Annotated in this window: 10 protein-coding genes; 1 reads left to right on the top strand and 9 read right to left on the bottom strand. The window is 40.8% G+C overall.

All coding sequences use genetic code 11. The features are described from left to right. Positions 1-156: 156 nt before the first annotated feature. From FHT21_RS13630 to FHT21_RS13660, 7 genes are all read right to left on the bottom strand, one after another. Entirely contained in the window at positions 157-1,890 is a 1,734-nt protein-coding gene (locus tag FHT21_RS13630; RefSeq protein WP_167295188.1) for a RagB/SusD family nutrient uptake outer membrane protein, read from the bottom strand. 5 nt (positions 1,891-1,895) lie between these two features. Then, positions 1,896-4,934: a TonB-dependent receptor gene (locus FHT21_RS13635; RefSeq protein WP_167295189.1), complete on the bottom strand. Its 3,039-nt coding sequence runs from the start codon at positions 4,932-4,934 to the stop codon at positions 1,896-1,898. Positions 4,935-4,965: 31 nt separating this feature from the next. Beyond that, positions 4,966-6,600 carry a RagB/SusD family nutrient uptake outer membrane protein gene (locus tag FHT21_RS13640; protein ID WP_167295190.1) on the bottom strand — a complete coding sequence of 545 codons (1,635 nt, stop codon included), beginning with the start codon at positions 6,598-6,600 and terminating at the stop codon, positions 4,966-4,968. A gap of 4 nt (positions 6,601-6,604) precedes the next feature. Further along, positions 6,605-9,577 (bottom strand): SusC/RagA family TonB-linked outer membrane protein, encoded by a 2,973-nt coding sequence (locus FHT21_RS13645; protein WP_167295191.1) that lies wholly within the window; start codon positions 9,575-9,577, stop codon positions 6,605-6,607. A gap of 646 nt (positions 9,578-10,223) precedes the next feature. Then, the gene (locus tag FHT21_RS13650; RefSeq protein WP_167295192.1) at positions 10,224-16,022 is read right to left on the bottom strand and encodes an Ig-like domain-containing protein; all 5,799 of its coding nucleotides are present in this window, start codon (positions 16,020-16,022) and stop codon (positions 10,224-10,226) included. Positions 16,023-16,193: 171 nt separating this feature from the next. After that, entirely contained in the window at positions 16,194-17,357 is a 1,164-nt protein-coding gene (porV, locus tag FHT21_RS13655; protein ID WP_167295193.1) for a type IX secretion system outer membrane channel protein PorV, read from the bottom strand. A gap of 937 nt (positions 17,358-18,294) precedes the next feature. Beyond that, positions 18,295-19,689: a hypothetical protein gene (locus tag FHT21_RS13660; protein WP_167295194.1), complete on the bottom strand. Its 1,395-nt coding sequence runs from the start codon at positions 19,687-19,689 to the stop codon at positions 18,295-18,297. 260 nt (positions 19,690-19,949) lie between these two features. On the opposite strand from FHT21_RS13660, the gene FHT21_RS13665 reads away from it, so the two are divergent. Beyond that, on the top strand, positions 19,950-23,993 hold the full coding sequence (locus FHT21_RS13665; protein WP_167295195.1) for a hybrid sensor histidine kinase/response regulator transcription factor: 4,044 nt from the start codon (positions 19,950-19,952) through the stop codon (positions 23,991-23,993). 70 nt (positions 23,994-24,063) lie between these two features. Here the strand turns inward: FHT21_RS13665 and FHT21_RS13670 are convergent, their stop codons facing one another. Together FHT21_RS13670 and FHT21_RS13675 are read right to left on the bottom strand one after the other, a co-directional pair. Then, positions 24,064-25,323 carry a DUF2264 domain-containing protein gene (locus FHT21_RS13670; protein WP_167295196.1) on the bottom strand — a complete coding sequence of 420 codons (1,260 nt, stop codon included), beginning with the start codon at positions 25,321-25,323 and terminating at the stop codon, positions 24,064-24,066. Between the two features lie 9 nt (positions 25,324-25,332). Next, positions 25,333-26,529: a glycoside hydrolase family 88 protein gene (locus FHT21_RS13675; protein ID WP_208398918.1), complete on the bottom strand. Its 1,197-nt coding sequence runs from the start codon at positions 26,527-26,529 to the stop codon at positions 25,333-25,335. Positions 26,530-26,640 lie beyond the last annotated feature (111 nt).

Below are 26,640 nucleotides of genomic sequence, written 5' to 3' on the forward strand. Positions count from 1 at the left end.
ATGATTGATTTTAATGACCTGGCTAATGAAATTTGATCATTTATTGTTTATTAGGATATTTTTAATGTGTGGTAAAAATTCTCGAGATATTCAGGTATGGATGTATTTCATCTTGGATTGATTACATTTCACCGATCATAAAACTTCTAAAGTGATTTACCAGCCTGGGTTTTGAATAAGCTTATCTGAAATATTTACCTGAACTGCAGGGATTGGCAGCAGGTTCATTTTTGGTTCTATAAATATAGATGCTGGCTTTGGCAGATCAAATTTCTCATATGTATAACTTCCATTTGCATTCCTGATAATTTTCATACCCTTAATCGGAGTGCCATAGGTGCTGGCACCAATTTTCCACCTGCGGATATCCCAGAAGCGATGATCTTCAAAAGCTAGTTCAATTCTCCTTTCATCTCTGATGTATTTGCGCATTTGCTCCTGATTTAATCCTGATGGCAGGGCGGCAGGTGAAAGTCCTGCCCTTTCCCTGATCTGTCTCATCGGCTCATAAGCTTCTGCCGTTTGTCCAGATTCATTTAAAGCTTCTGCATAATTAAGCAATACTTCAGCGTATCTTAAAAAAGGAAAAAAGTGCTGTGTTCCTCCGGTTGAACCCGTAACGTCTTCACTCATCATCTTTCTATTGTAATAACCTGTTTGTGTACCTGGCGTAACAAAAGGAATGCTAAGGCCATCATTTGGGGCATTAAAATAAGTAAGAACAGGTTGTTTGGTATTGGTTGATGGGTTTAACCAAGAGGCACCGTTATAAATAATGGAGCGATAGAATCGTGGATCGCGGTTTACATAAGGATTCTGAGGATCATACCCTGATCCAGGTGCAGTTATCGGCATCCCGTTCCGCATTGGATAAGTATCTACGTAGTCTCCGTTAGGCGAGTTATGATAGGCACCTCCCCTGCTTGATGGCAGATGGGCGTTTTCGTAAGTACGGTTACTTCCTGCAAGTCTTACAAAGATCATCTCCTTATTTACTCTCAACAGAAATACATTGTAGAAACCCTCGGCAGTGCTGTTATTCCCACCATCACCCTGTAAAAGGCTAAAATAATTCAGGTCTATAACTGCTTTGGCTGCTGCCGCAGCCTTTGTCCAACGCTGTTTATCTTCTGTTGGGTATCCAAAAATAGGGTTTGAGTTGGCAGCACCTCCATTAAATAAAGGGCTGGCGGCAAATAACAGTACGCGTGCCTTAAGCGCTAAGCAGGCACCCTTTGTAATACGGCCGTGGTTATAACCTTCTGTTCCGGTGTATTCCATTGGAAGATCTGCGGATGCTTCTTCCAGATCCTTAACCACATAGTTCACACATTCTTCGTAACTATTTCGTGGAAGGTTAAAATCATCATCTAAGGTAAGTACCCGGTCTATCAAAGGAATCCCCGCATAATGTTTCATTAATAAATGGTAATACCATGCCCTCAAAAAACGGGCTTCTGCTTTCATCCTTTTCTTTAGCGCAGCTGATAATGGCGATTCATCTACCCTGCTGATGAACAGGTTGGCTTTTCTGATCGATTTATAGGTATTCTTCCAGATATTGTTAAAGGGATCTGGAAGTGAACTGGCACTGTAGCTCCCTTTTTGAAAAGTTCCGGCAGGGGTTGTGGTTGTAGTTGCCCAACGCTCATCAGATTCGTCACTAAATTCTGACAGTGAATTTGAGGTGTTGATGCGGGTAGTCATACTCTCAGGGCCCAGATCGGCATATATGCTGGTTAAGATCTGTATGGTGCGCACGCTATCGGTCCATACATCTTTATCAAAGATATCTGTTTGCGTATCGCCTGTTAACACGCCGTCCTTTTTACAGCTGAACAGCGCACTTACGGCCAATATAATTAATGCAATATGTTTTAGTAATTTCATGACACTTAAAAATTAAGGTTTAATCCAAGACTATAAATTTTCTGTTGTGGATAATTTTCTCCCCTGCCACTTGGCGACTCCGGATCGACGATTTTGAGGCTATCCCAAGTAAACAGATTTGCTCCATTGGCATAAACACGAAGGCTTCCTACCCCTATTCGCTTAAGAATAGATGGTGTTAGCTGATAGCCAATTTCAAAGTTTTTTAAACGCAGGTAATTACCTGAACGAAGCCAGAAAGTAGAGGTTGTTGGCCTATTATTGGCTCCACCACTTGCCAGGTGCAGTTTTGGATAGGTTGCATTGGCTGCGTTTTCGGGCGTCCATCTTCCGAGATGGAGTTCCTGAAAATTCCCTATATTATCATAAATCAGTTCATCTGAAGGTCTAACACTATTATTTACAGCGCCCTGAAGCAAAAAGCTAAAATCGAAGCCTTTATAGTTTAACCCTGCTGATAGTCCAAAACTGGTGTTTGGTACTATCGGATAACCGATAGGCCCTTTGTCATCATCATTTATAATTCCGTCGCCATTTAAATCAGCATATTTAAGATCACCCACCTGTGGTTTAAATGCAGTAACCGGGCTATTTGCAATATCTTCAGGGCTTTCATAAAATCCGATCCATTGCCATCCGAATGGTTGACCAACAGGTTGCCCCGTAAGTTGCAGCCAAGAGTATTTTTTACGTTCTTCATCACGTTCCAGAACTTTATTTTTAGCTATGGCAATGTTTCCTTTTACGAAATAACCCAGCTTACCATCTTTGTTGCTGTAACCTATCTCCAGCTCCAGTCCCTTATTACTTACTTTACCCATATTAACTTCGGGTAGGGTAATCCCCACAATATCGCCTACAGTAGTTCTGGTGGTAATGATATCATACCTATAATTATCGAAGTAATCAAAGGTGATGTTCACTTTAGATTTAAACAATTGTGCATCAAAACCAATATTTGCTTTTCTTTCCTTTTCCCAGGTAAGGTTTTCATTGCCCAGTTTCCCTTCAGCTAATCCGTTATAAGTGGTATTAGAATCACCGAACTGATAAGTACCAGTTGGCACATAAGTACTTAAATAAGCATAAGTGGTTAGATCCAGTCCAACATTATCATTTCCAACAATTCCATATGACCCTCTTATCTTAAAGTAATCCAAGAATTTGACATTTTTCTTGATGAAAGATTCTTCAGAGAGCACCCAGCCCACCGAAGCTGCCGGGAAAAGGCCATATCTACTTTTGTCGTTAAATTGATTAGATCCGGTGTAACCGAGGTTAAATTCTACCAGGTACCTACTTGCATAGTTATAAGTTGCCCTTCCTACCCAACCCAGGTAACTGATTTTACGGGATGGATCAGGGACCCCGCTGCTATTTACATACACCCTTGTGTTCTGGTTATAAAGCGCCAAAGCCGTTAAATTGTGTTTTCCGAACTGGTTTGCATAGTTAAGAGATGCTTCGAGATTGGTAGCATTTCTTGGAGCAAGGTTACCTGTACCCAGCTGATAAGGCCTTAGTACAGGATAGGCAGCATTGAACAAGCTATAAGTATTATTGGTTGGATTGTACCTGTACGTTGGGTAACCACTTCTGAACAGATCTTTTTCTGAAAACTGGGTATTGTTAAAAGCAAATGCACCTTTTGCCGATAAGCCCTTTAATAGAAAATCGAGTTTATGTGTTGCGGTTAAATTAGAGGTAAGTACCGTATTGTAAGTTCTATCGTAACCCGCCAGCGTTAACTGGGCCACCATATTAGGGTGCTGGTTGCTTTGAGGCGGTGCAGCAAACGAGCCGTCTGGATTGTAAACCGGGAATGAATACGGGGCAAAACCTGTGCGTAATAACTGGTTAAAAACAGAACGACCTGATTCATTTGGATGCGGCTGATTGATGTTTTCCAGTCTTGAAGACAAATCAAGGCCAATATTCAGGTTGTTATTTACTTTAATATCTACGTTTGACCTAAAGTTATAACGTTTAAAGTAGTAGGTATTGTCGGTTTCGCTTTCCTTAAAGTCTTTAAACAAACCGTTCTGGTTCATCATTCCGGCAGAAACAAAATACTTTACATTTTCGGTACCGCCAGAAACGTTTGCGTTAAACTGGTTCTGCAATGATTGCGGGCGCATTACTTCATCATACCAATTTACATTGGGGTAAACTGAGGGGTTTGTACCTAAACGGAATTCTTCGAGTTGGCTATCGGTATAAGGAAAATTGGCAGCCTGCCCATCATTAACATAACTTTCTTTTAATAACAACAACGAATTATAGGCATCTAATAATTTGGGCAAACGGGTAGATTGCTGTATTCCAGTCTGGTTACTGATTGACACCTTTGCTTCTCCTGTTTGGCCACGCTTGGTTGTAATAATAATAACACCATTTGCGCCACGTATACCATAAACTGCAGTGGCTGAGGCATCCTTTAAAATAGAAATATTCTCCACTTCATTCATATCGATCTGACCAATATTATCCTGCTGTACCCCATCCACAATCAATAAAGGTCCTGTTCCTGAGCGGTAGGTACTAATACCCCTAATCTGTATTGCTGCCTCATCCTTGCCGGGTTGTCCGCTATTTTGTTGGGTAAAAAGGCCCGGCAAACGACCAGATAAAGCATTGGTAAGGTTGGCAACCGGGCTCTGCTTCATCTCTTTTCCACTTATACTCGAAACCGATCCGGTCATTGTCGCTTTTTTCTGTGTTCCAAAACCAACTACCACAACATCATTCAATCCTTCCACATTCTCTTCCATCTGTACATTGTATTCATTTTTGGATTGCAGCTTCTCTGTTCTTGTCCTATAACCTACTCCGCTGAATATTAAGGTTCCGTTAGTAGGTGCGTTCTGTAGAACATACAGCCCTTTATTATCTGTTGTACTTCCAATAGCTGTACCTTCTACTTTAACATTTATTCCCGGAAGCCCTCCCGCGCCATCGGTTACCCGGCCATTTATTGTTCTGGTTTGGGCAAAACCAAATAGTACACTCAGTGTACAAACCAGCATTATATATATCTTCTTCATTATATCGTAAATAATAATTTATGCGCCTCGCTTAATTCCAGCCCTGATTTTGAACAAGGGCATTGTTTTTCTGTATTTCTACATAAGGTATCGGATACAGATACATTTTAGCGGCATCGAATGTTACCGACTGCACTACAGCATTAGGATCGTAGGTTAGCGTTTTGTCGGCATTTTGAATAATCTTCATTCCTTTTAAGGTGCCATTTAAAACATTTTCTGCAATTTTCCACCTGCGGATGTCCCAGAAACGGTGTTCTTCGAATGCCAGCTCAATGCGTCGCTCGTTTCTGATGATGGTTCTCATTTGTGCCTTATCCAATGAGCCCTGCGCAAATACCCCAGTGCTGCCACCTCTTTTCCGGAGGTCGTTAATTACTTTGTAAACAGACGCATCAGGAGCAGCTAATACTTCATTCTGAGCTTCGGCATAATTGAGGAGTATTTCGGCATATCTGAAAATGGGAAAATTATGGGTAGCGCTAGAAAAACCTGTCGCAGAACCACTGGTAGTCATAAACTTTCGCATATAATATCCCGTTTTTGTACCCATACCAATACCAATCCGCGTATTGTTCTTACCGCCAATAAACGTTTCTACAGGACTGCCTAGCCATGAAAAACCATTATGAAATATGGTTAAGTAAAAGCGTGGGTCGCGGTTTTTATATGGATCTGTTGCGCTATAGCCCGAACCTACCTCATCAATAGCCTTACCGTTTACCATCGGAAAGGCATCTACAAGATTCTGCGTCGGATTGGTTATTCCCTGCCCTGCTCTTTTATAACCAGGAGGCTCATTTAAACTTTCGATATTTGTATTGTCTGCCTGTTGGTAAGCCAATATAAATTCTTTATTGCTCCGTGTAGTGAACATGGTTCCAAAATTGGCTTCGAGTGAATAACCGTTTAGTTTAATCAGGTCGTCGGCTGCTTTTGCCGCTGCCTGCCACTTCGATACATCATTTGAAGGATTGTATAACGGGCTTGCTTCATACAACAGCAAACGTGATTTAAGTGCCAGCACGGCACCTTTTGAAAGCCTGCCCAGCTCACCTGTAGTTAATGTGGCTGGCAATTTATCTTTCAGGAATTCACATTCTGCCAGGATATAGTCTACACATTCTGTCCTCGTATTTCGGGGCAGTTGGAGGTTATCGTTCAGCACAAAAACTTTGTCGCCAATTAGTGGAACACCTCCCCATCGTTTTATCAGTTCAAAATAAAAAATGGTGCGTAGCCCCCTTGCCTGAAAACGGAGTGCATCTTTTTTGACATCTGGAATACCTGAATTCCCAATATTTGCCAACAAGATATTAACTCTCCTTATTGCACCGTAATAGGTGGCCCATGGATTTTCCGGCAGGTCTGATGAACCCCACTGCCCGGTCTTAAATTTATCGGTTGCAGTTACGGAAATATCTCCGCTCAATGCATCATCTGTTCCGGCATCGAGTAAATTATTACCGATACGATTGAAACCATTAGGCAACTGAGCATATACTCCTGCCAAATATTCATCAATGAGTACGCCTTCTCTATCCTGCGGATTAAAGATGTCGTTCAGATCGGTACGTTCTACGGGAAGCTGGGTAAACACATCCTTTTCGCAGGATGAGATAAACACGGTAAACAGTACCACTATTAATATATTGTATAATTTCATATGTTTAAAATTTAGCGGTTAAACCAATGTTATAGCTTTTGTAAAGCGGATAACTGCTGAAGAGCGACTCTGGATCTAGGTCTTTAAGTTTTGTAATGGTAGCCAAGTTAAAGGCCGAAGTAAACAGCCTTAAGTTACTGAGTCCTATCCTCTGTGTAACCGAAGAAGGAAGGGTATAACCCAATTGTACATTTTTAAGCCTCAGGTAATTACCGTTCCTGATCCAATAAGTAGAAGTTCTGTGGTTGTTGGTGTTAGTACCAAAGCTTAAACGTGGATAATCTGCAGAAGTATTTGTTGGCGTCCAGCGATTTAAGTGATATTGCTGAACATTTCCGTTATCCTGAAATTCCCAGGCATTGCTTCCTGTAAAATATACATCCCTTCCGGTTACTCCCTGAACAAGGGCAGAAAAATCAAAATATTTATATTTCAAGCCAACAGTACCAGCATAATAAACGGGCATCCCTTTTTTCCCAATAGCGGTAACATCATCTTCATTGATCACCCCATCTGCATTCTGGTCTACATACCGGATATCTCCAGGCTTAAGCACACTTGAAAACTGTTTGGGGCTCTGATCAATTTCGGCCTGGTTTTGGAAAAGACCTGAAGCAACAAGCCCGAAAGCTTGTCCGATTCGCTGACCGGTACGTTGCTGATAGGCATATTTTCTCGTCAGTTCATCGGTAAATATTATTTTGCTGTTAGGCGCCTGAAGATTCCCACTCAAGCTTAAATCTACCTGTCCAATCCTTTTTTGGTAATCTAATCCCAGCTCAATACCGCTATAGTTATAAACTCCTAAATTTTCTAATGGATAAGTTGTTCCCAATAATGGGTTTGACTGGCCTCTTTGCTGTAACACATCGTAGTTGTGTTGCCTGAAATATTCAATGCTTAGCCCTAGACTGTTTTTTAAAAACCTTGTATTAATACCTGCACTGAATACCCTTGTTTTTTCCCAGGTAATGGAAGGGTTACCTAAAGATGCTTCATTCCAGCCTGCCATTCCGGTAGCAGTACTTCCAAAATAATAAGCATTACTTGCCGTAGTGTAATAAGGCTGATAAGCAAAATTTGAAGCCCTGTCAAAACCGAGCAGACCGGCTGATGCTTTTAACTTTAACTGATCAAAAATGCCACTTTTCAGAAAGTTTTCTTTACTGAGGTCGTAACCTACAGAAATAGCTGGGAAAAGCCCATATCTTTTATGCGCAGGGTATTGTTCGGTTCCCTGATAACTTGCGCTAAAATCGGCAAAAATCTTTTCATTGTAGTTGTACGAGGCAGTTGCAACAAGCCCTTGGTAAGCATGGGTAAGTGCAGTACCAATATCATACTGATCCCAGATATAGCGTAATGAAGCATCAATATTATGATTTGAAAAGCTACGGTTATATTTTAAGCCTGCATCATAATTCAAACGCCTTGCAAAACTGTTTCCATATGAATTTGCATTGGAATAACTGGCATTGGTACCAAATTGCAAATAGCTCTCAGCTTGGGTAACAGGATCAATAACAGGCTGAAAAACAGCAAAATTAGATCTGCTCCGTGATATAATATTGCTATAATAAGATGTATAATGTATAGAGCCCGTTAAAGAAAGTCCGCTGGTAATGAAATTAAGCTTACGGTTTAGGCTAGCATCAATTAACACCGTACGTCGGTTATCCCTGTTATAACCCGTCTGAAACAACTGCCCATAAATATTCTTCACATAAAGTGAATTTCCGGATAGCGAACCGTCTTTATTAAAAACAGGGTATGCATTTGAAGGGGTTTGCCTAATCTGGTCGAGTATGGCATCGGTTCCCGCACCAGGACTGTTTACCTGTTCGTATTTTCCCGACAATCCTAAAGCTATGCTTAAATTCTTGTCAATATCAACATCAACATTGGATCGGAAATTATAATGGTTAACTGTATTGTTGGTATTCAGATTATTCGTTCCATCCCTAAAAATCCCTCCCTGATTCTGATTCTCCAATGCAACAAAATATTTTGCAGTGGGTCCTCCACCCTGAACGCTCAGATTAAAACGGTTGAAACTATAACGGGGTTTAAGTGCGATGTCATACCAGTTTACATTGGGGTACTGATATAGATTGGCACCGTTCTTATAACCCTCCAAATCTGCGGGACTGTAGATCTGAGGGCGTCCATCGTTTACCGATGCTTCATTGGCAAGCACCGCATAATTATAGGAATCGAGATATTTAGGTAGGTTTATAGACTCCTGTATTGCTCCTTGTGCAGAAAAACTGATGATCTGCTTTCCGTTAAAACCATGTTTGGTTTGCACCAATACTACACCATCAGCACTGCGCATCCCCATAGCTGCAAGTGAAGCTGGGTCTTTAAGTATAGTAATGCTCTCTATTTCATTAAAGCTTAGTCCATCCATATCCCTGATTGCTCCATCTACCATAATTATTGGAGTTCGCCCTCTTAGATTAAGGGAAGAGCGGTCATTGCCATTTGAGATAGATTGCGAAGTAATCAGCCCGTTCAGCCTTCCGCTTAGGGTATTACTAATACTTGGAACAGGAATTTCACTCAAATCCTCTCCTTTAACTTTAGCTATTGAACCGGAAAATGTTGAAGATTGATGTGTTCCAAATAAGCCGTTTACCAATTCATCCGTACCATTCTTCTGGAGAAATACATCAATGCTTTTTCCTTTAACAGGATGCTCCTGTTTATCATACCCGGCTAATTCGAAGATAAGTACATCATCAATATCAGCTTCAAGACTATAGAAGCCCTTTGCATCAGTGATTGCACTAGCAGATTTGCCTTTTACGCTCACCTTTACTTCTTTTAAAGGATATCCATAACGGTTTTTTACCTGCCCTTTAATTAATTTCTGATGATAATGGTACTCAGCTCCATCAACAGGAGAAGCGCTTGCTACATTGTACGATAGTGACCATACTATCACAATGAAAAATATCAGGTATTCTTTTTTCATGCGCTTACTATAATTTGATTAATACTGGTCGAAAAAATTCTTTTCATACAATAATTGATTAGGTCTAAAAAACTGAGGCTTAAAGCATTCCTGTTGGCACTAAATCCGATCGGGCAGTTATTTACACCCAGTGCTACCACATAATAGATGGGCCATTTACCGCCCTGCTCTTTAGAAGGATAATTTTTGGGATCTGACAAGCTTGGATAACAGAGACTGTCTTGCTGCCGGAAAATCCCAAGAAGCTCAAAATGTTTACATTTCGTAAAAAATTGGTTCATTGGTTTGTTGGTTAGTTGATTTATATTGACCGATTACTCGGCTTGGTTAGTTTGTAAAATTGTTTAATCAACTGAATATTATATGAGGAAAATTTTAAAGGAATGGTATGAAAAACTTAAATTTCAAGGCTTTTTAACGCTTTTTAGGTCATTTTCAGCGAAGAACCCTAAAGGCCTGTGGTTTATTGTAACCAACTTGTGCTAGCAAAAAAACAGGAATGGATGTAGCTGTGCTACAGGCTTGTTATTAAAATAAGAGAGTCTTTCAAAAAGAATGAAAACCGCTAACATTTAAAAATGACCGCATAAAAAAAGAGAGTGCTTTTTAGGCACTCTCTTTTTCATTAATCTTAAAAATTAAATGGCTATAACTTAATTACTTTTACAACCCTTCTTTCTGTGCCTTGTCGCACTTCTACCAGATATACACCAGTAGGGAGTTCTGCACCAAAGGTTAGTTGTTCTGTAGCTGCTATTTTAGCTTCTTTAACCAATTGTTGGGCAATATTGTATACCCTATACTGTAATGCTTCGTTACTTGGGCTTTCTACCTGCACTTTAAACCCGGTTGTACTTGGATTTGGCCACGCACTAACTTTTAATGCTAGCAATGATCCGATGTGATTGCCGTTATTGGTATTTAACGGCAGCTCTTCATAATTCACTGCAACCGCTTCCTGATTTAATAATAGTTCGGGCTTGTAGCTGGCCGCCTCACGCGAATTAAAGCCTACCAGGTTACCAAATCCTTTCGTTCCCTGATTAATCAATCTTAAGGAAACTATTTTTTTGCCTAAAGCAAGCTGGCTATTAATATATGCTGTTACATCAAGTTCATACCAGGCACGGCCAGTATTTTTAACGGTATAAGTACCAAGTAGTGTACCGTTTTCAGATGGCTTGTTATTCCAGGTAATGGTGCCCTCTCCCCAGGTGGTATTAGACAAACCATATACCGATATCATTCTGGATGGATTAACATCTATATGGGAAGCATATATCCTGATCTTTGCACTGTTTACAGCTGAACCAGAAAATGAGCTATAATCGAAACGCAAATAAGATTCTCTTAAAAAAGACCAATTATCGCTACTTACGTCCAGGCTTTTTGAGTTTCCATAATTTGTGTTTGCAAAAATCCCATCACGCACAAATGCATCAGCCACCGGATTAACGGTTAAAGCCTGTGGCAGGTTTACTTTCACATTAACGGCTGAAGATACAGCCACTCTGCCTAAATTATCAGTTGCTTTTGCGGTGAGTGTATACGTTCCAGGAGAAACATTGTTCCAAACGATGTTATACGGTGTGGTTGTAGATTGCCCCAGTAATACTGCTCCCTGGTAGAATTCGACTTTGGTAATCGTTCCGGTAGTACTGGCATTAAGGGTAATATTTGAATTTGATGTAAATGTAGCATTGTTTAGCGGAGCGTTTATCGCTACTGTTGGTGCAGCGCTAACCGTAACATTTACAACAGCAGATAAGGCTGTTCCGCCATTATTATCGGTTACCTTTGCGGTAAGCGCATAGTTTCCTACCTGAAGATTTGTCCAGGTAAAACTGTAAGGAGCAGTAGTTGACTGACCTAAAAGTGTATTACCCTGATAAAACTCAACTTTACTTACTGTCCCGTCGGCATCGGTAGCATTGGCATTTATGCTAAGGTTTGTACCTGCGGTAAATACAGCAAGATCTATTGGCGAACTGATGGCCACAGTTGGCAAGGTGTTGATGGTAACCTTAACGATATCTGAAACTGTTATCCCACCATTATTATCAGTTGCTTTAGCTGTAAGCGCGTAAGTTCCTGTAGCAGGAGCATTCCAGGTAAAGCTATACGGCGCAGTGGTTGACTGGCCTAAAAGCGTGTTACCCTGATAAAATTCCACTTTGGTAATTGTTCCATCGGCATCGGCAGCATTGGCGTTTACCACTATATTAGTACCTGCAGTATATACAGCATTGTTTGCAGGTGAGCTGATGGCTACTGTTGGCAGCGTATTAACGGTAACCTTAACGATATCTGAAACTGTTGTTCCACCATAATTATCAGTGGCTTTAGCCGTAAGCGTGTAAGTTCCTGTTACAGGGGCATTCCAGGTAAAGCTATACGGCGAACTGGTTGACTGGCCTAAAAGCGTGCTGCCCTGATAAAACTCCACTTTGGTAATTGTTCCATCGGGATCGGCAGCATTGGCATTTACCACTATATTAGTACCTGCAATATATACAGCATTGTTTGCAGGTGAACTGATGGCCACCGTAGGTAAGGTATTGATGATAACCTTAATGGTATCTGATAGGGCTGTTCCTCCGTTATTATCGGTTGCCTTAGCGGTAAGTGCATAGGTTCCGGAAGCAGGATTATTCCAGGTAAAGCTATAAGGCGCTGTGGTTGACTGACCTAAAAGCGTGTTGCCCTGATAAAACTCTACTTTAGCAATTGTTCCATCGGCATCGGCAGCACTGGCCTCGATAGTAACATTGGTACCTGCTGTAAATACAGCATTGTTTGCAGGTGAACTGATCGCCACCGTAGGTAAGGTATTGATGATAACCTTAATGGTATCTGATAGGGCTGTTCCTCCGTTATTATCGGTGGCCTTAGCGGTAAGTGCATAGGTTCCGGAAGCAGGAGCATTCCAGGTAAAGCTATAAGGCGAACTAGTTGACTGACCTAAAAGCGTGTTGCCCTGATAAAACTCTACTTTAGCAATTGTTCCATCAGCATCGACAGCGCTGGCCTCGATAGTAACGTTGGTACCTGCTGTAAATACAGCATTGTTTGCAGGTGAACTGATCGCCACCGTAGGTAAGGTATTGATGATGACCTTAATGGTATCTGATAAGGTTGTTCCTCCGTTATTATCGGTTACCTTAGCGGTAAGGGCATAGGTTCCCGAAGTAGGATTATTCCAGGTAAAGCTATAGGGTGCTGTGGTTGACTGGCCTAAAAGCGTGTTGCCCTGATAAAACTCAACTTTGCTTACCGTCCCGTCGGCATCGGTAGCATTCGCATCGATAGTAACGTTTGTACCAGCGGTAAACACAGCATTTTTTGCCGGTGAACTAATGGCCACGGTTGGTAAGGCATTTATTGTTAGCTTAACCGTGTCGGATACCATTATTCCTCCATTATTATCGGTAGCCTTAGCAGTAAGCTTGTAATTTCCTACAGCAGGATTAGTCCAGGTAAAACTATAAGGTGCAGTGGTTGACTGACCTAAAAGTGTGCTACCCTGATAGAATTCTACCTTAGCAATAGTTCCATCGGTATCAGCAGCATTTACGTTAATGGCAACATCAGTACCCGCTGTAATTACAGCATTATTGGTTGGTGATGTAATCGCTACTGTTGGGAGTACGTTAGCTACATCTACAGCCGGATAAACCAATTTTCTCGTACCATCATATCCAATAGCATAAACACTGGTAGAACCCGCCCCATATTGAACTGTTGTAGTTGCGTTTGCTGTGGTTGCTTCTCCAGCCCCATAAATAGCCACATCGGTAAGTACCTTTTGGTTATAGGTCTCAAAAGCTACTGCATTGGCCCATTTCGAATTGTCAATTTTTAATGTGTTGGTATTAACGGTTACACCAACCGTTGCAACTGCTGTTGTTGCCAATGGCGTACGGTTTTTAAAGGTGTTTATCGTATTTGCCGATATGTAATTTAATACCGGAGATACTGGTTTAGGATATCCTTTAGCCTGTATACTAGCAATTAGCGCATCTATCTGTGCTTGTGTAATGGTTAACCGCTTAATAGAATAATCGTCTATATCCAAGTCAATTGGCAATAGATAACCGCTTTTAACAAAGAAATCGGTCAGATCCTCTTGAACGGCATCGCAGGTAGCACTTACAAAATTGAGTAATAACTGACCTTCACTTAGACCTGTCTGGCTGGTGGTGCGCATTTTCTCCAGCACATCGCCATACCAGAAAGCCACATCTGGCTGCCCTACCGGAGCTGGTGTACCTGATAATCGCTGTTGCATGGTAGGTAGATTTTTACTTGCACCAGCAAGCTGATAATATACTTCCAATTGCCATAAAGGCACCAATCGCACAAATACGTCACCCTGTGCCTCCATGTGTTTTTTCTGTATCAGGCAATTATCAAACAACGATCCGTACCGGCCACCATATACACTGGCAGCCCCTGCCTTAGGTACATCGTTACCTTTTTCAAGTCTTGTCGTATTTGCATAATTGGTACTAAAGCGATATTGTATCCATGCCGAATTAACATTGTTTGTTACCTCGGTCATGCCTATCCATTTCGCTCCCGGTCTAACCTGGTTATTATGACCAAACTCATGGGCAATTCCCCAGGGATCTTTAAAAACCCCTGTAGCACTTGCCAGGTTAGCGCCACTTCCACCAACACCTATAGGATAATTTACACCGTCGCCTCCCGCGTTGGGGTTTCCATCTCCGGTTATAGACCTTAGAAACATGTGGTTTTTAGGCACTTTGTTATATTTTGTAAGGCCGTTTAAAATATACTCATTGTGTACAATGGTATCATAGGCCGTAACCAGCTCTTTTCCTCCAGATGCCGAATTACTGATCAGTATATTTTTGTGTAGATTTAGGTTAGCATAGGTTCCTTTTATATCTAACTTCGGGTACACACCGTTAAGCAACATCTGTGTCCACTGGTCGTTGGTATCGGTTAAGGGATTGTAATATCCATTCACCTGGCCTGTAGTAACATTAATCTGTATAGGCTGCAGATTGGTATTATCGCTAAAATAAGCGATATAGCCTAATCCATCATGAAGTACATTAATAATATTTATCCCTTTTTTCAAGGGATAGCTATCGGTAGTAGCACTATAATCAAGCGCAAAATCTTTAATGATTAATTGCGGATTTACCCCATAGGTATCGCCAACAAAAACAACCGCTTTGGTATTCGCCTTAAAAGCAATTCCAGTTGGATTTTCAACTCTGTTTAAGCCGTTTGTTTTTAGTCTGCTTTCTACCGTCCCCGGGTTTGGGTAAAAATCGTAGGTTTGGACACGGTATTTCCTATTGTAGCTATTGTTAAAAATACATTGTGCCAAAGATTTAAAAAATGGAGAAGCAATGGCATCGATATCAGTCTGCGTTATTCCAGGTTTTAACGTGGTATGCAGATCATCAGCAAAAATATTGGTGTATAAATTGCCGGCGCTGTTTTTCTGATAGAACTGCATTTCAGCACAACTGGCGAAATTATTTTTACCCGTAAGCACCTTAACTACAATTTGGGTAACGTTGGTTAACGCTGTGGGGAAACTGATCTGATACGCGGCTGTACTAAAACCCGTATCAAAATTCATTAATTTGGTTAAAGTAGTTTGTGTTGTCGTTTTATACCAGATTTCGCCTGTACCAAAAATACCATTTGAGCCACCATCTTGCCTTGGTAGGTAACTGATATAATCGATAGTAGGATTGGTTGTAAAATTATAGGTTAAACTGATCGGGAATCCTCCACCCGCATAGTTAGAATGATATAATGTAGCTGTATTATTATCGTAGGTACGCGAAATATCTTCACCCGCATTTGCCGCAGGACTTACACTGGCGCTTGAAATGGCTAGTTTAACATCAGAATAAGTCGAAAAATCTTCTGCTATCGGATTATCGCAATCTAAAGGCTGAACAGCTGCACCTGTTTCTGCAGAGCTAAAATTGATTTCGGCGCAACTCGAAAAATTGCCTCCTGCTGACCTGATTACAAAGCGCACGATATAGGGTTTTACAATTGGGCTTGCCGTCATGTCGATCGTTTTTACGGCATTGGTTTGGGCCCAGCTGATATTGCTCTGCTTACTTACAAAAACCGAAGGTGCATCGGACGTAGTATAATAAACATCTACAGTAGTCCAGATACCATTTGGACCCGATTGCCTTGGAGTATAATCAACCTTATTAATGCTTTTTACACCAACAAAATAAAAGTCAACCGTATCTGGCATTGCGTTTAAAGACCAGTTAGAGTGATACATGGTTGTCAGATTACCATCGTAGGCTTTGGAAATTTCGGCACCAGGCTGTGATGGCCGTTTTGAAGCGGCTGCGGTGATGGTGACCGGGTTTTGGGCATTCGCAATTGCACAAAGCAATAGCATAGCAAGAAAAGAGAGTAATCGTTTTTTCATTTAGTCTGGGTTTAAGTTAAATAATATTTGTATTATATTGCTTTTCAACCGCTTGCCTGGAAAGGCTGTTGGTTATCAAAGCCGTTGGTTTAGTTTTATTCAGCCCTCTCCTCCTATTCTGACATATCTTTTCCGCAGTAACGCGTGATTGGGAAATGCCTGTTATTCCCGTTATTTTCCTTTCTTCGGGAGAAAATTTACCGCAAGGCCAAACCGCAGCGTATTGGCCAATGGATTGCTTCTTTCAGCAGTAGCCAGGTAAGACATATCAATACTGTAGATTTGATACCTAAAACCCGCTCCGAGGGTAAAATAACTACCATCACCTTTCTGCGCATCCTGATAGTTATAACCTGCACGAAATACCATCATATCTTTAAATAGCAATTCGAGTCCTGTTGATAAACCTATTTCCCTTGCTTCTTCACTAAAGCCTCCGGGTGCATCATTAAATGACCCAAAAATCCCTGCCGGAACAGACCTATCGGGATTCTTTCCGCTGATAATCTTTCCATCAGCTGAATAAATGGGCTGCGTAGGTATAAGAAGTTTATTCAGATCTAAAGCGAATGTGAGTTTGCTTTCTTTTCCGATGAAGGTAACTGCAGATCCGAGTTTGAGCTCGGTAGGCAGAAAATATTGCTTCCCGGTATTGCTATAGCTCATTTTTGTCCCAATATTGGATATATTCACTCCCATCGACCAATCTGCAGGCCCTCCGAACAACATGGCTCCGGTTCGGTAGATTCCGGATATATCGGCTGCCAGGGCCCTTCCTGGCCCTGCCTGCACGCCTGAACTTGTTGCCCCTGTAAACAGGTTGCTATTGATAAAACGGATACTTCCGCCAAGTGCGAACTCTTTTCCGAAACTCCGCGCATAGCTTATATCAACCGCAAACTCAGAAGGACGGGCCATTCCCAACTCCTGCGAATTATCATCGGTGAGATTAACCGTACCCAGAGAAAAATATCTCAAAGAAGCCCCTATGGTATTACGTTCATCCAACTTGCTGTAACCGCTCAGATAGGAAAGATTCATATCTGGAACCAGATTCCTCATCCATGGCGTATAGGTTAGTCCTATTCCGGCTGATCCCTGGGGCAGATAGGCCATAGATGCGGCATTGATGGCCGCCGAATGGGCATCAGCCTCAACCGCCACCCCGGCATTTCCCATTCCTGCAATGCGGGCACCCGGAGTAATCCGTAAAAAGGGGGCTGCAGCTATTAAATTGTTAGATCTGGTGCCGTTATCTATTTTCCCTGCCTGCTGTGCATCTACTTGTATAAGAACTAAATCAAGCAGCACTAAAAGGAAAAGTATTTTGTTCATCGGTTATTTATTGGTTATGAGTTAAAATCATCAGTCTCTTAAATCCAAAAACAACCATTATTTCTTCCACTATTAACCACTGGTTTGTATTAGCCAGTTTTACTATTATGACATTACATTGCCAGTACCTTTTCTTGAAAGGCATATCGCAAATGAAATTCTCAATTTCGGGCAATACTGTAATTCTTCTTGAGTTCAACATAATATTTCTTTCAAGAGATTATATACAGCAAAAACTCGCTTGTAGATTTAGTTGGTTATCGCAACCAATTAGTTGGTTTGGTTAGTTGTAAAATGCTTATAGAATGATTGGTATAGTTCTTAGTTAGAGACCTTTATCAAAACTAAACACATTTGATTTAAGTCAAATAAAAAAGACAGCACAAACGTTTGTTTACTAATAAATTGCCAGCAAAACTGTGTTTAAACAGGGCTAATGTTATCAATAATGTTACAGAATTTGCTCCAAATTTTTTAAACAATGAGGTAATGTTAGCGGCAGAAATAGAAAAATAGTAAATTCTATTTAACATGGTTTAATTCACTGGTTAAGCGCATAGTTATCCTGATTATTTGAGAAATAGGGAACATATGTAAATTTATTATTACAAAAATAGGAGATGATCGAAATAAATAGTAAGGCAAAAACTGGAAATCCATTTAATATGGGTTTATTGGTGATCACCATTTTATTACAAAATTTGAAATAGAGAATTAAACGCAAACGTTTGTGCTTTGTTTTTAAAAGAGCGCTGCACAATGATTATAGCCTTTTCTGGGTAATTACTCGGGTTCGTTTATATTAAGCCCATCCAACTTACCAGATCTATCCTATAAGGAAATTAAGATCAGCAAACTGGTGCAAAATATCCCGAATAGATACAGCATGAGCCGTTCGCAAAATCTTTGCTGTACTGGCATCGCCCAGGCTTTAATCCTAATTTTCAGAAATGGGTTTGTTTTCATAAACTACAGGTGCTTGCGCCTGTAACCAGATCGTCATCCATGCGGATCCCATCCGGCTGGCAATGGCCTCTTCTCTACCCGGATAGCTGTTTTCCTGATCACCTGCATAAGTATGCCCATCCGCAAAACGCTTTTGCTGAACCAGTACCTTATCCATATGCAGTTTAGCCCAGTATTTTCCTTTATGCTTTTGGGCAAGATTATCCCAGCCATAAGTAAATGCGGCAATATCGAGGTTAGCATAGTTATCGTAAACCCCTTGCCCCCAGTCTGATCCTTCGGGATAATAAACATCGGCAGTTCCTTCGCGATACATAGTACCGCCCGGTGCCTTATAGGGTGGTGATGAAAATTGATGCGCGGTTACCGAATAATAAATTTTATCAAGATTGAAGCGCGCTGCCTCTGGTGTTTTTTTTCCAGCCAGCGCAAATACAATCGGCGCATTTATCATAGACGCAATTGCATTGTACTGCGGATGGATGATACCATGATTGATCACAAAACCGGGTTCTTCCATATTAGAGCCCTGCACCCAGTGATTAACAGGATATCCGTGTATCACGCGCGAATTATGCAGATCGGAAGGCAAAGCTGTTGAGGCCATCAGATATTCGACAGCCTTATGCAACCATTTACCCGAATGCGGATGACTTGGCAACATCACTGCAGCTAAATATAACAACTCGGCATTCCAGGCATCCTCTTCAATTTTAGAATCGCCAGGAAATAATACTTTCCCACTACTGTCTTTATAATAAAGTGGAACTAAGTTAAGAAAACGGTCTGCTTCCGAAACAATCATCCGGGTGATGTAAGTTTGATCTTTTTTGGAAAAATCATCCCATAAAAGCCAGGCCGCATATCCCGAATAATAAGCCCAGTGGGCCGCCTGCCAATCGCCACCCCATACCTTGCGTTTCTGGTTCACCTTATGATCGTAGGCAACAGCGCTTACCATTTGGATTGTTTTATTTTTAGCCTCTTCCAAAGAAACCCCTGTTATAGCAGAATCGTATATCCCAGTTTTGATGGCAATCGCAATACCGAACGACATTGCCGCAGGAAAACGGTATCGGTATTCGTTAACCTTTGATTTGCTTTTAAGATCGAGGTAACCGCTCGAATCTTGCTGGTATTTTTTTATATCCCGATACCAGGTTGTGAGCGCAAATTTATTGGCATTTAGCAGACTTGTTTGCACAACTTTTGCCAGTTGATCATGAGGCGCTTTTTTTTGGAAACTGCTCCAGTTAATCGGCATTACTTTTACCGTGTAGTTGGTTAATGGGCCCGACTGGCTGTAAACAGTTTTTGTACTGAATAAAATGGTGATTAGAAAAAGTAATAGTCTAGGTTTATACATTCGATTATCTCCGGTTAATTTTAATACATGCTCATTCTAATGTGCATAATTTTAAAAAACTAGTTAATGGGTTTATTTGGTTATAGATCTTGTTGATCAATTGTTTGGTTAGGTTAGCTTGTAAATTTCCTTAATTAACTGATTATTAATAAGAGAAAATCTTAAACAAATAGGCAGAAAATCTTAAATTCTACGATTTTTTCAATACTTCGCCAGTCGATTATGAATATTAAAACCAAATATCTCATAGCTTTGTTACAATGATCATCCTGCTCCATCTAAATTTAAACAGAAAATGCGCCATCCGTATATCCGGCTGGATAGGCATTATATGCTTAATACTGTGTGGGTCTTTACAGGTAAATGCCCAATTGGCTGTTTCTACGCATTTTAGTACAGAAGACGGGCTTATTCAGAACAGTGTACTTTCTATTGCTCAAGACCGGCAGGGCTTTATGTGGTTCGGCACCGAAGGTGGTTTGAGCCGATTTGATGGCTTAAGGTGGCGCAGTTTTAAGAATATCCTGGGTGGTACAAATAAACCTTCATCTGATGCTTTGATCAGGTCTTTGTTTTGGGACAAGCAGAACAAGTTGTGGATGGGTACTTTATTAGGGTTGATCACCTTCGATCCACTTACCGAAAAATTCAGACAGGTCAAGCTTCCCTACCAAAAGCAACCCGAAGTTAGGCAGGTAACAACAGATCGTTCTGGAAATATCTTGGCCAGCACCACAGCCGGTATAGTATTAATTACTCCAGGAAATAAAATCATTGCCTCTCCTAAGACTTTTGATGACGGGGAAAACATATTATGTTATACGGTATGCCAGGCACCCGATGGCAAAATCTGGTGCGGTACAAATAGGGGGCTTTTTGAGATAAAGGCCAAAGCTGATAAGATTATCCTGACCAGAACAGTTGCTGAACTACCCATTTTCTTGCAAAAGGAGAAAATTACTTCAATTAAAATAGATAGTATTGGAAGGTTTTGGTTTGGGTCTTATTCCTCTGGTCTTTTATTATGCGATTATGAACAAGGGAGATTCACCAGCGAAAAAAAACAACCTATGTTGCCAGGTGGAGCTACACACAAGATCCGCTCGATCATCAGTTTACTAGACCATAAAATTAGCGTTGCCACTGCAGACGGACTGTTTTTTTTCGATATTAATACACTGGGCATGATTGAGCTGAACAGCAAGCTGGGCAATGAAGAGACCCTGCGCAACAGTTCTGTACATAGTGTGTTTCAACAGCATTCGGGAACCATTTGGATTGGGACTTACTACAGCGGTTTGGACTTAATAAAGCCAATCCTTACCCCTTTCCACCATCTAGCTATTGGTCCAACTTCTTTAAACCTTAATCATCGGGTGGTGAGCAGCATGTGCAACCGTAATCAAAAGGAGCTTTGGATTGGCACCGAAGGCGGAGGAATAAATATTTTTAACCAGGTTACCAAAGAAGTCTCTTATTTAAAAAACCAACCGGGTAATCATAAATCAATCAGTTCAAATTTCATTAAAACCCTGTTTAAAGATAAGGATGGGAATTTATGGATTGGAACTTTTTCGGGCACTTTAGATGTATTTAATGCCAACACTAATACGATCGAACATCGCTCAACTGAAAGTGACCGTATTACAGAGGTGAACTCAATTATAGAAGATAACCAGAACCGGCTGTGGATGACCTCGAGCGATGGCTTAAAGGTGTATAAACGTACCGGAACCGGTTTGAAAGCGGATGGATTGATGCAGGAAAAAGCGTTAAAATCTTTTATAGCCGGTGTTGCCTTTCAGGATACCAAAAAAAGGTTATGGTTTGCCAACGAAACCAAGGTAATGAAAGTTGAAGCTAACATCATCAGTACCTATCATTTAAAGTATGCTGTACATACCATTTCTGAACACCAAGGAATCGTTTATTTAGGTTTGGAAAGCCATGGCATAGCTGAGTTTAATGAAAAGCGTAGGCAGTTTATTCCATATCGTTTGAATAGTCTGATCAGCAAACGCTCAATAGTAAGTATAGCTTTTGATAGACAAAACCATATCTGGCTGGCCAGCGATAGTGGATTGCTCAAGGTTACACCACAAAAGAAAATCGTTACACAATATACCAAAGCAGATGGACTGGTGAGCACGAACTTTAATATCAATGCTAAATATCAAAGTGGCAATAACCTGTTTTTAGGAACACTGGATGGATTGATCTATTTTGATCCGGAACAGATCAGGAACAATACCTCAAAATCGAGTATAGTAATTACAGGTATGCGAATTTTCGATGTACCTGTAGAGATTGACAGTTCGGTACTGCGCAAATCCATCACCTATACGGATAGGGTCGAACTTAGCCATAACCAGAACTCGTTAACCTTCGAATTTGCCCTGTTGGATTTTATTAAACCCAGAAAAAATACATTCCGGTATACGCTTCAGGGATTAAGCAAGGGATGGACAACAACTAATCTAGCAGAAGTAACATTTAACAACCTTGCTCCCGGCAATTATACCTTAATGGTAAGTGGCAATAACGGCAGCCCCAACTGGATGCCCCCCATTCATTTAATCATTAAGATATTGCCTCCATTTTGGGCAACATGGTGGGCATATACCCTATATGGTTTTATGCTAATCAGCATTATTTTCTTCATCAGCCGTTATTTTGTATTACGCACACTCTTAAAAAGAGAAGACGAACTTCACCAATATAAGATCAATTTTTTCACCAATGTATCTCACGAGATCAGAACACATCTGAGCCTTATTTCTCCACCGATAGAGCAGCTCGTTTCGGATGAACATTTGAATAAGAAACAAAAAGATAAAATATTAGGGGTTGCCGGCAATGCCAGACGGTTACTCACGCTCGTTAACGAACTGCTTGATTTTAGAAAAACCGAGGACAAGCATCTAACACTATCTGAAAATGTACAGGATTTGCTGCCAATATTGGAAGATTGCCTGCAGATGTTTGCAGAAACAGCTGAGCGAAAACAGATTACTACCGTATTCGAAAGTGAACATCAAAAATCAGCCTTTTTGTTGTGCGATGCCTTCCAATTAAAAAAAGCCATTATTAACCTATTGGCCAATGCCTATAAGTTTACACAGAATGGTGGCCTGGTTGAACTCAAGATTAGCCAAACCGAGGGCGATGTGACGATCAGGATTGAAGATAACGGAAGGGGTATTTCGCATTCGCATTTAGACAAATTATTTGAAAATTATTATCAGGTTGCAGACCATGGTTTTCAAAATACAGGTTATGGCATTGGCCTGGCCTTATCTAGGGCTATTGTTGAGCTTCATCAGGGTACTATTACGGTAACAAGCCGGCTGGAGACTATGAACGAACCCGGGCATACTTGCTTTACGATTTCCTTACCAAAAAGGCAAAAAGAAACGTATGATTGGCAAGAAGTTTACTACGCAGACAATACTTTTCCTGATCATGAGACCGAACAAGTACATTATGAACAGTTATTGCCCCTAACACTGGCTGATGAAAGCCAGAAACCAACCATTTTATTGGCTGAGGATAACCTTGAACTGGCTACCTTATTGGATGATATCCTTAACCCTTATTATCATGTAATAATCAGCAGAAATGGCAAACAGGCATGGGAACAGGCAAAACGGCATATTCCAGATCTGATCATCAGTGATGTTACGATGCCAGAAATGTCGGGATTTGATTTTTGTGATCTAATCAAATCCAACGTAGCTACAAACCATATTCCTTTTATATTGTTAACAGCAAAAACACAGACCGAAGATGTAATTGCCGGCTTATCCCACGGTGCTGATGTTTACCTTACCAAACCATTTACCCCACAGGCTTTGCTGTTGCAGGTAAACAACCTTATTGTAGCCATACAGAACATACATGTGCATGTTAGCCAGCTATTGAACAAAAATTCGGCACCGATTGACATCTTTAACCAGTTAATCCAAACCAAACTCGGGGCGGAAAGTCAGAAATTTATGAACCAATTAATCGAAAACATAGCGGTTTCTATAGAGAACCCTGAATTTGGTGTTAACGAACTGGCTAAACTGATGAACATGAGTACGCCAATCCTGTACAAAAAAGTGAAATCGGTTACCGGTTCTTCAGTGAACGATTTTATAAAAGGGTTGCGACTAAAAAAGGCAGCAGAACTTTTGGAAACCAAACTTTATACGGTTTATCAGGTTTCTTATATGGTAGGCTTTTTAGATAGCCGATACTTCAGTAAGGAATTCAAGAAATTTTTCGGAAAGTTACCTTCAGAATGGCCCGAAATTGACTAAAGCTAAGCTTAATGTATTATGCCAGTAGTTACGCCTAACTACTGGCTTTTTTGATTTGAATTGAAAGTCACTAAAAATCTACATGATAATCTTTAGCAAAGGGTTTTGCTGCCCAGGCTTTTTTCGATGTCCATTCTGCCGAAGGTGCGGCCCAAAATTCGTCGGTAGCGGGTAAACCCAAAGGAAGGAACGATAGCGTTGCCATATACAAGCTGCCTGTAGAGGTATAATAATCTGCTATTTCAGGATCGTGGCCACAAAAACCAAGCTGCAACCACCCTTTTTCATCGAAAGTTCCAGGCATTTCATATATATTCTGTTTAACCTTAGTTAAGGCAGAACGTACCTGTGCCGGCTGGATAGTAGTTGGTAATTTATGCATGAGGGCGATTTGGCTTAAAGCCTGAAAAGCACCTGTTCTGTAGGTAATTGAACGTCCAATTGGTGGGTAGGTTCCTTCAGGAGAAATCATGCGCTCTTGCCCTACTACATAACGCTGCATCCTTTTTACAGCCAGATCATACCGTTCTTTTTTAATCAGCTTTTTATCCAGCATCACGGCAAGTGTATCTACCATCATCGGGTGGATTACAAAAGAGTTATAATAATCAAAAGCCATATTAACGCCATCGCCATACCAACCATCTCCTTTATACCAGGCATTTAATGTATCTACACCCTCATTTAGGCGGCTTTCATCGTGCTGTTCGCCAATCGACAATAAAAAGGCCTCGGTAATAGAACCAAATAACAACCAGTTATTTTTAAAGGGTTTTCTGTTTCTTAATGATTTAAAGGAAGCGATAATTTCGCGTTTTGTTTCTGGCTTTAAAGGTTCCCACAAAGCTTTAGGGGCCCTTAAAAAAGTTTGTGCCAGGTAGGCTGAATCAACAATAGGCTGATAATCTTTAGTAAAATTTAATTTATCAGGACTGTTTACCGCGAAACAGCTATCCAACCCCTGAATGGCCTGTAATTTCAGCTTGTTTCTTAAAATGCCTTCAGTTGTTGTATCATCAGGTAACGAAAGCCAGGGTGCAATGCCGGCATAGGTACGGCCAACGGCTTCTAAATACGATACAGCAGGTGTTCTGGAGTCGAATTTAGGCGCCGTAACCACTGGCATATTTTTAATGAGCGTTCCTTTGGCTAAATTGGAAACCACGGGGCTGGCAATTTTATATAGCAGTTTATACCAATATTCTCTGTCGTTTTTTGGCGCAGTGCCTGTATTGCTCTTAATTTTTGTTGCTGATAAAACTTCTTTAGGATTAAATAACCCAAATACACCAGTTAATGACAACGCTCCTATAAATTTTCTTCTTTCCATTCTTGTGTGTTATAAATACCAGTTTTTATAGCGCATTAACGCCTCTAGATAGTAATAATCGGCGTAACTCAATGGAACGTCGACTTCTGATTTCAGGGGTAAGGCCCCTGTGCTGTGCATGAGCAAAAACCCGCCGTTTTCGCCCGGCTTTGCAGTATATGATTCAGATGAAAGTGAAACGATCATTTTCTTTGCTTCACCTACATATAATTTTCGTTCGCTTTTTGTTGCGTACTGCCCTAATTCCAACAAAGCAGAGGCAATAACCGCAGCGGCGGATGCATCACGGTAAGTATCTGGAATATTAGGTGCGTTAAAATCCCAGTATGGAACCTGATCGGCAGGCATATTCGGGTGATTAATGATAAATTTAGCGATGTTTTTTGCCTGATTTAGATATTGTTTGTTTTTGGTAAAACGGTACATCATGGTATAACCATATAATCCCCAACCCTGGCCACGGCTCCAGGCCGATTCGTCGAATGCGCCTTGAGCAGTACCTCTTTTAAGTACTTTGCCCGTAGTCATATCGTAATCTACTACATGGTAAGAGCTATAATTTGACCTGAAATGGTTTTTAAGCGAAGTATCGGCATGGTTAATGGCAATTTTCTTGTATTTTGGATCACCACCATGATCTGATACCCATGCCAGTAACTCCAGGTTCATCATATTATCAATAATAACAGGGCCTTTCCACTGTTTACTACTATTCCACGATTGGATTACTTTAGCAGCCGGCCGGTAGCGTGTGGCCAACGAGGCTGCAGCGGTATCGATAGTTGGCTTATATAGTTTATTACCTGTAATGCGGTAGGCATTGCCAAAACTACAGAACATCATAAAACCTAAATCGTGGTTTCCGGTATAATGTTTCTCCTGCTCTAGTATAGCCAGGCGTTTTTCTGCTTCTTTTAAGGTACTGGAGTCCTTGGTATATTCGTAAATATAGAGTAGCGAACCTGGGTAAAAACCACTGCACCACCATTTGGTATCGCTCGTTTCCAGTTTATTATTTTTTGAATAATAGGTTTTCGGCATGCGGTCTGCCGGTGTGTTTTTGGCCAGTAATTGATATTGTTTCTGAGCAAATGCAAACTGCTTGTCGAGCAGGGTTTTCATTTCTTTTTTCTCATCAGCTGCCTGTTGTGCATGAGCAATTACTGTTGTAGCCAGAAAACATATGGCGCACAATAATTTCTTCATTGTTTAGGTAAGTTAGTATAATTCATTTTGTGTTAAGCCTTAACATAGGCTTTGATGTTGGTTGTGGCAAATTTGTGCTTTTACAAGTTTAAAAGAGGTGAAAATCATAAA

This window comes from Pedobacter sp. SG908, from assembly GCF_011759615.1.
GTDB classification, from domain to species: Bacteria; Bacteroidota; Bacteroidia; order Sphingobacteriales; family Sphingobacteriaceae; genus Pedobacter; species Pedobacter riviphilus.

Coding starts and splice junctions, on each gene's coding strand:
- FHT21_RS13630 (WP_167295188.1), bottom strand. CDS start 1,890: ATGAAATTACTAAAACATATTGCATTAATTATATTGGCCGTAAGTGCG.
- FHT21_RS13635 (WP_167295189.1), bottom strand. CDS start 4,934: ATGAAGAAGATATATATAATGCTGGTTTGTACACTGAGTGTACTATTT.
- FHT21_RS13640 (WP_167295190.1), bottom strand. CDS start 6,600: ATGAAATTATACAATATATTAATAGTGGTACTGTTTACCGTGTTTATC.
- FHT21_RS13645 (WP_167295191.1), bottom strand. CDS start 9,577: ATGAAAAAAGAATACCTGATATTTTTCATTGTGATAGTATGGTCACTA.
- FHT21_RS13650 (WP_167295192.1), bottom strand. CDS start 16,022: ATGAAAAAACGATTACTCTCTTTTCTTGCTATGCTATTGCTTTGTGCA.
- porV (WP_167295193.1), bottom strand. CDS start 17,357: ATGAACAAAATACTTTTCCTTTTAGTGCTGCTTGATTTAGTTCTTATA.
- FHT21_RS13660 (WP_167295194.1), bottom strand. CDS start 19,689: ATGTATAAACCTAGACTATTACTTTTTCTAATCACCATTTTATTCAGT.
- FHT21_RS13665 (WP_167295195.1), top strand. CDS start 19,950: ATGATCATCCTGCTCCATCTAAATTTAAACAGAAAATGCGCCATCCGT.
- FHT21_RS13670 (WP_167295196.1), bottom strand. CDS start 25,323: ATGGAAAGAAGAAAATTTATAGGAGCGTTGTCATTAACTGGTGTATTT.
- FHT21_RS13675 (WP_208398918.1), bottom strand. CDS start 26,529: ATGAAGAAATTATTGTGCGCCATATGTTTTCTGGCTACAACAGTAATT.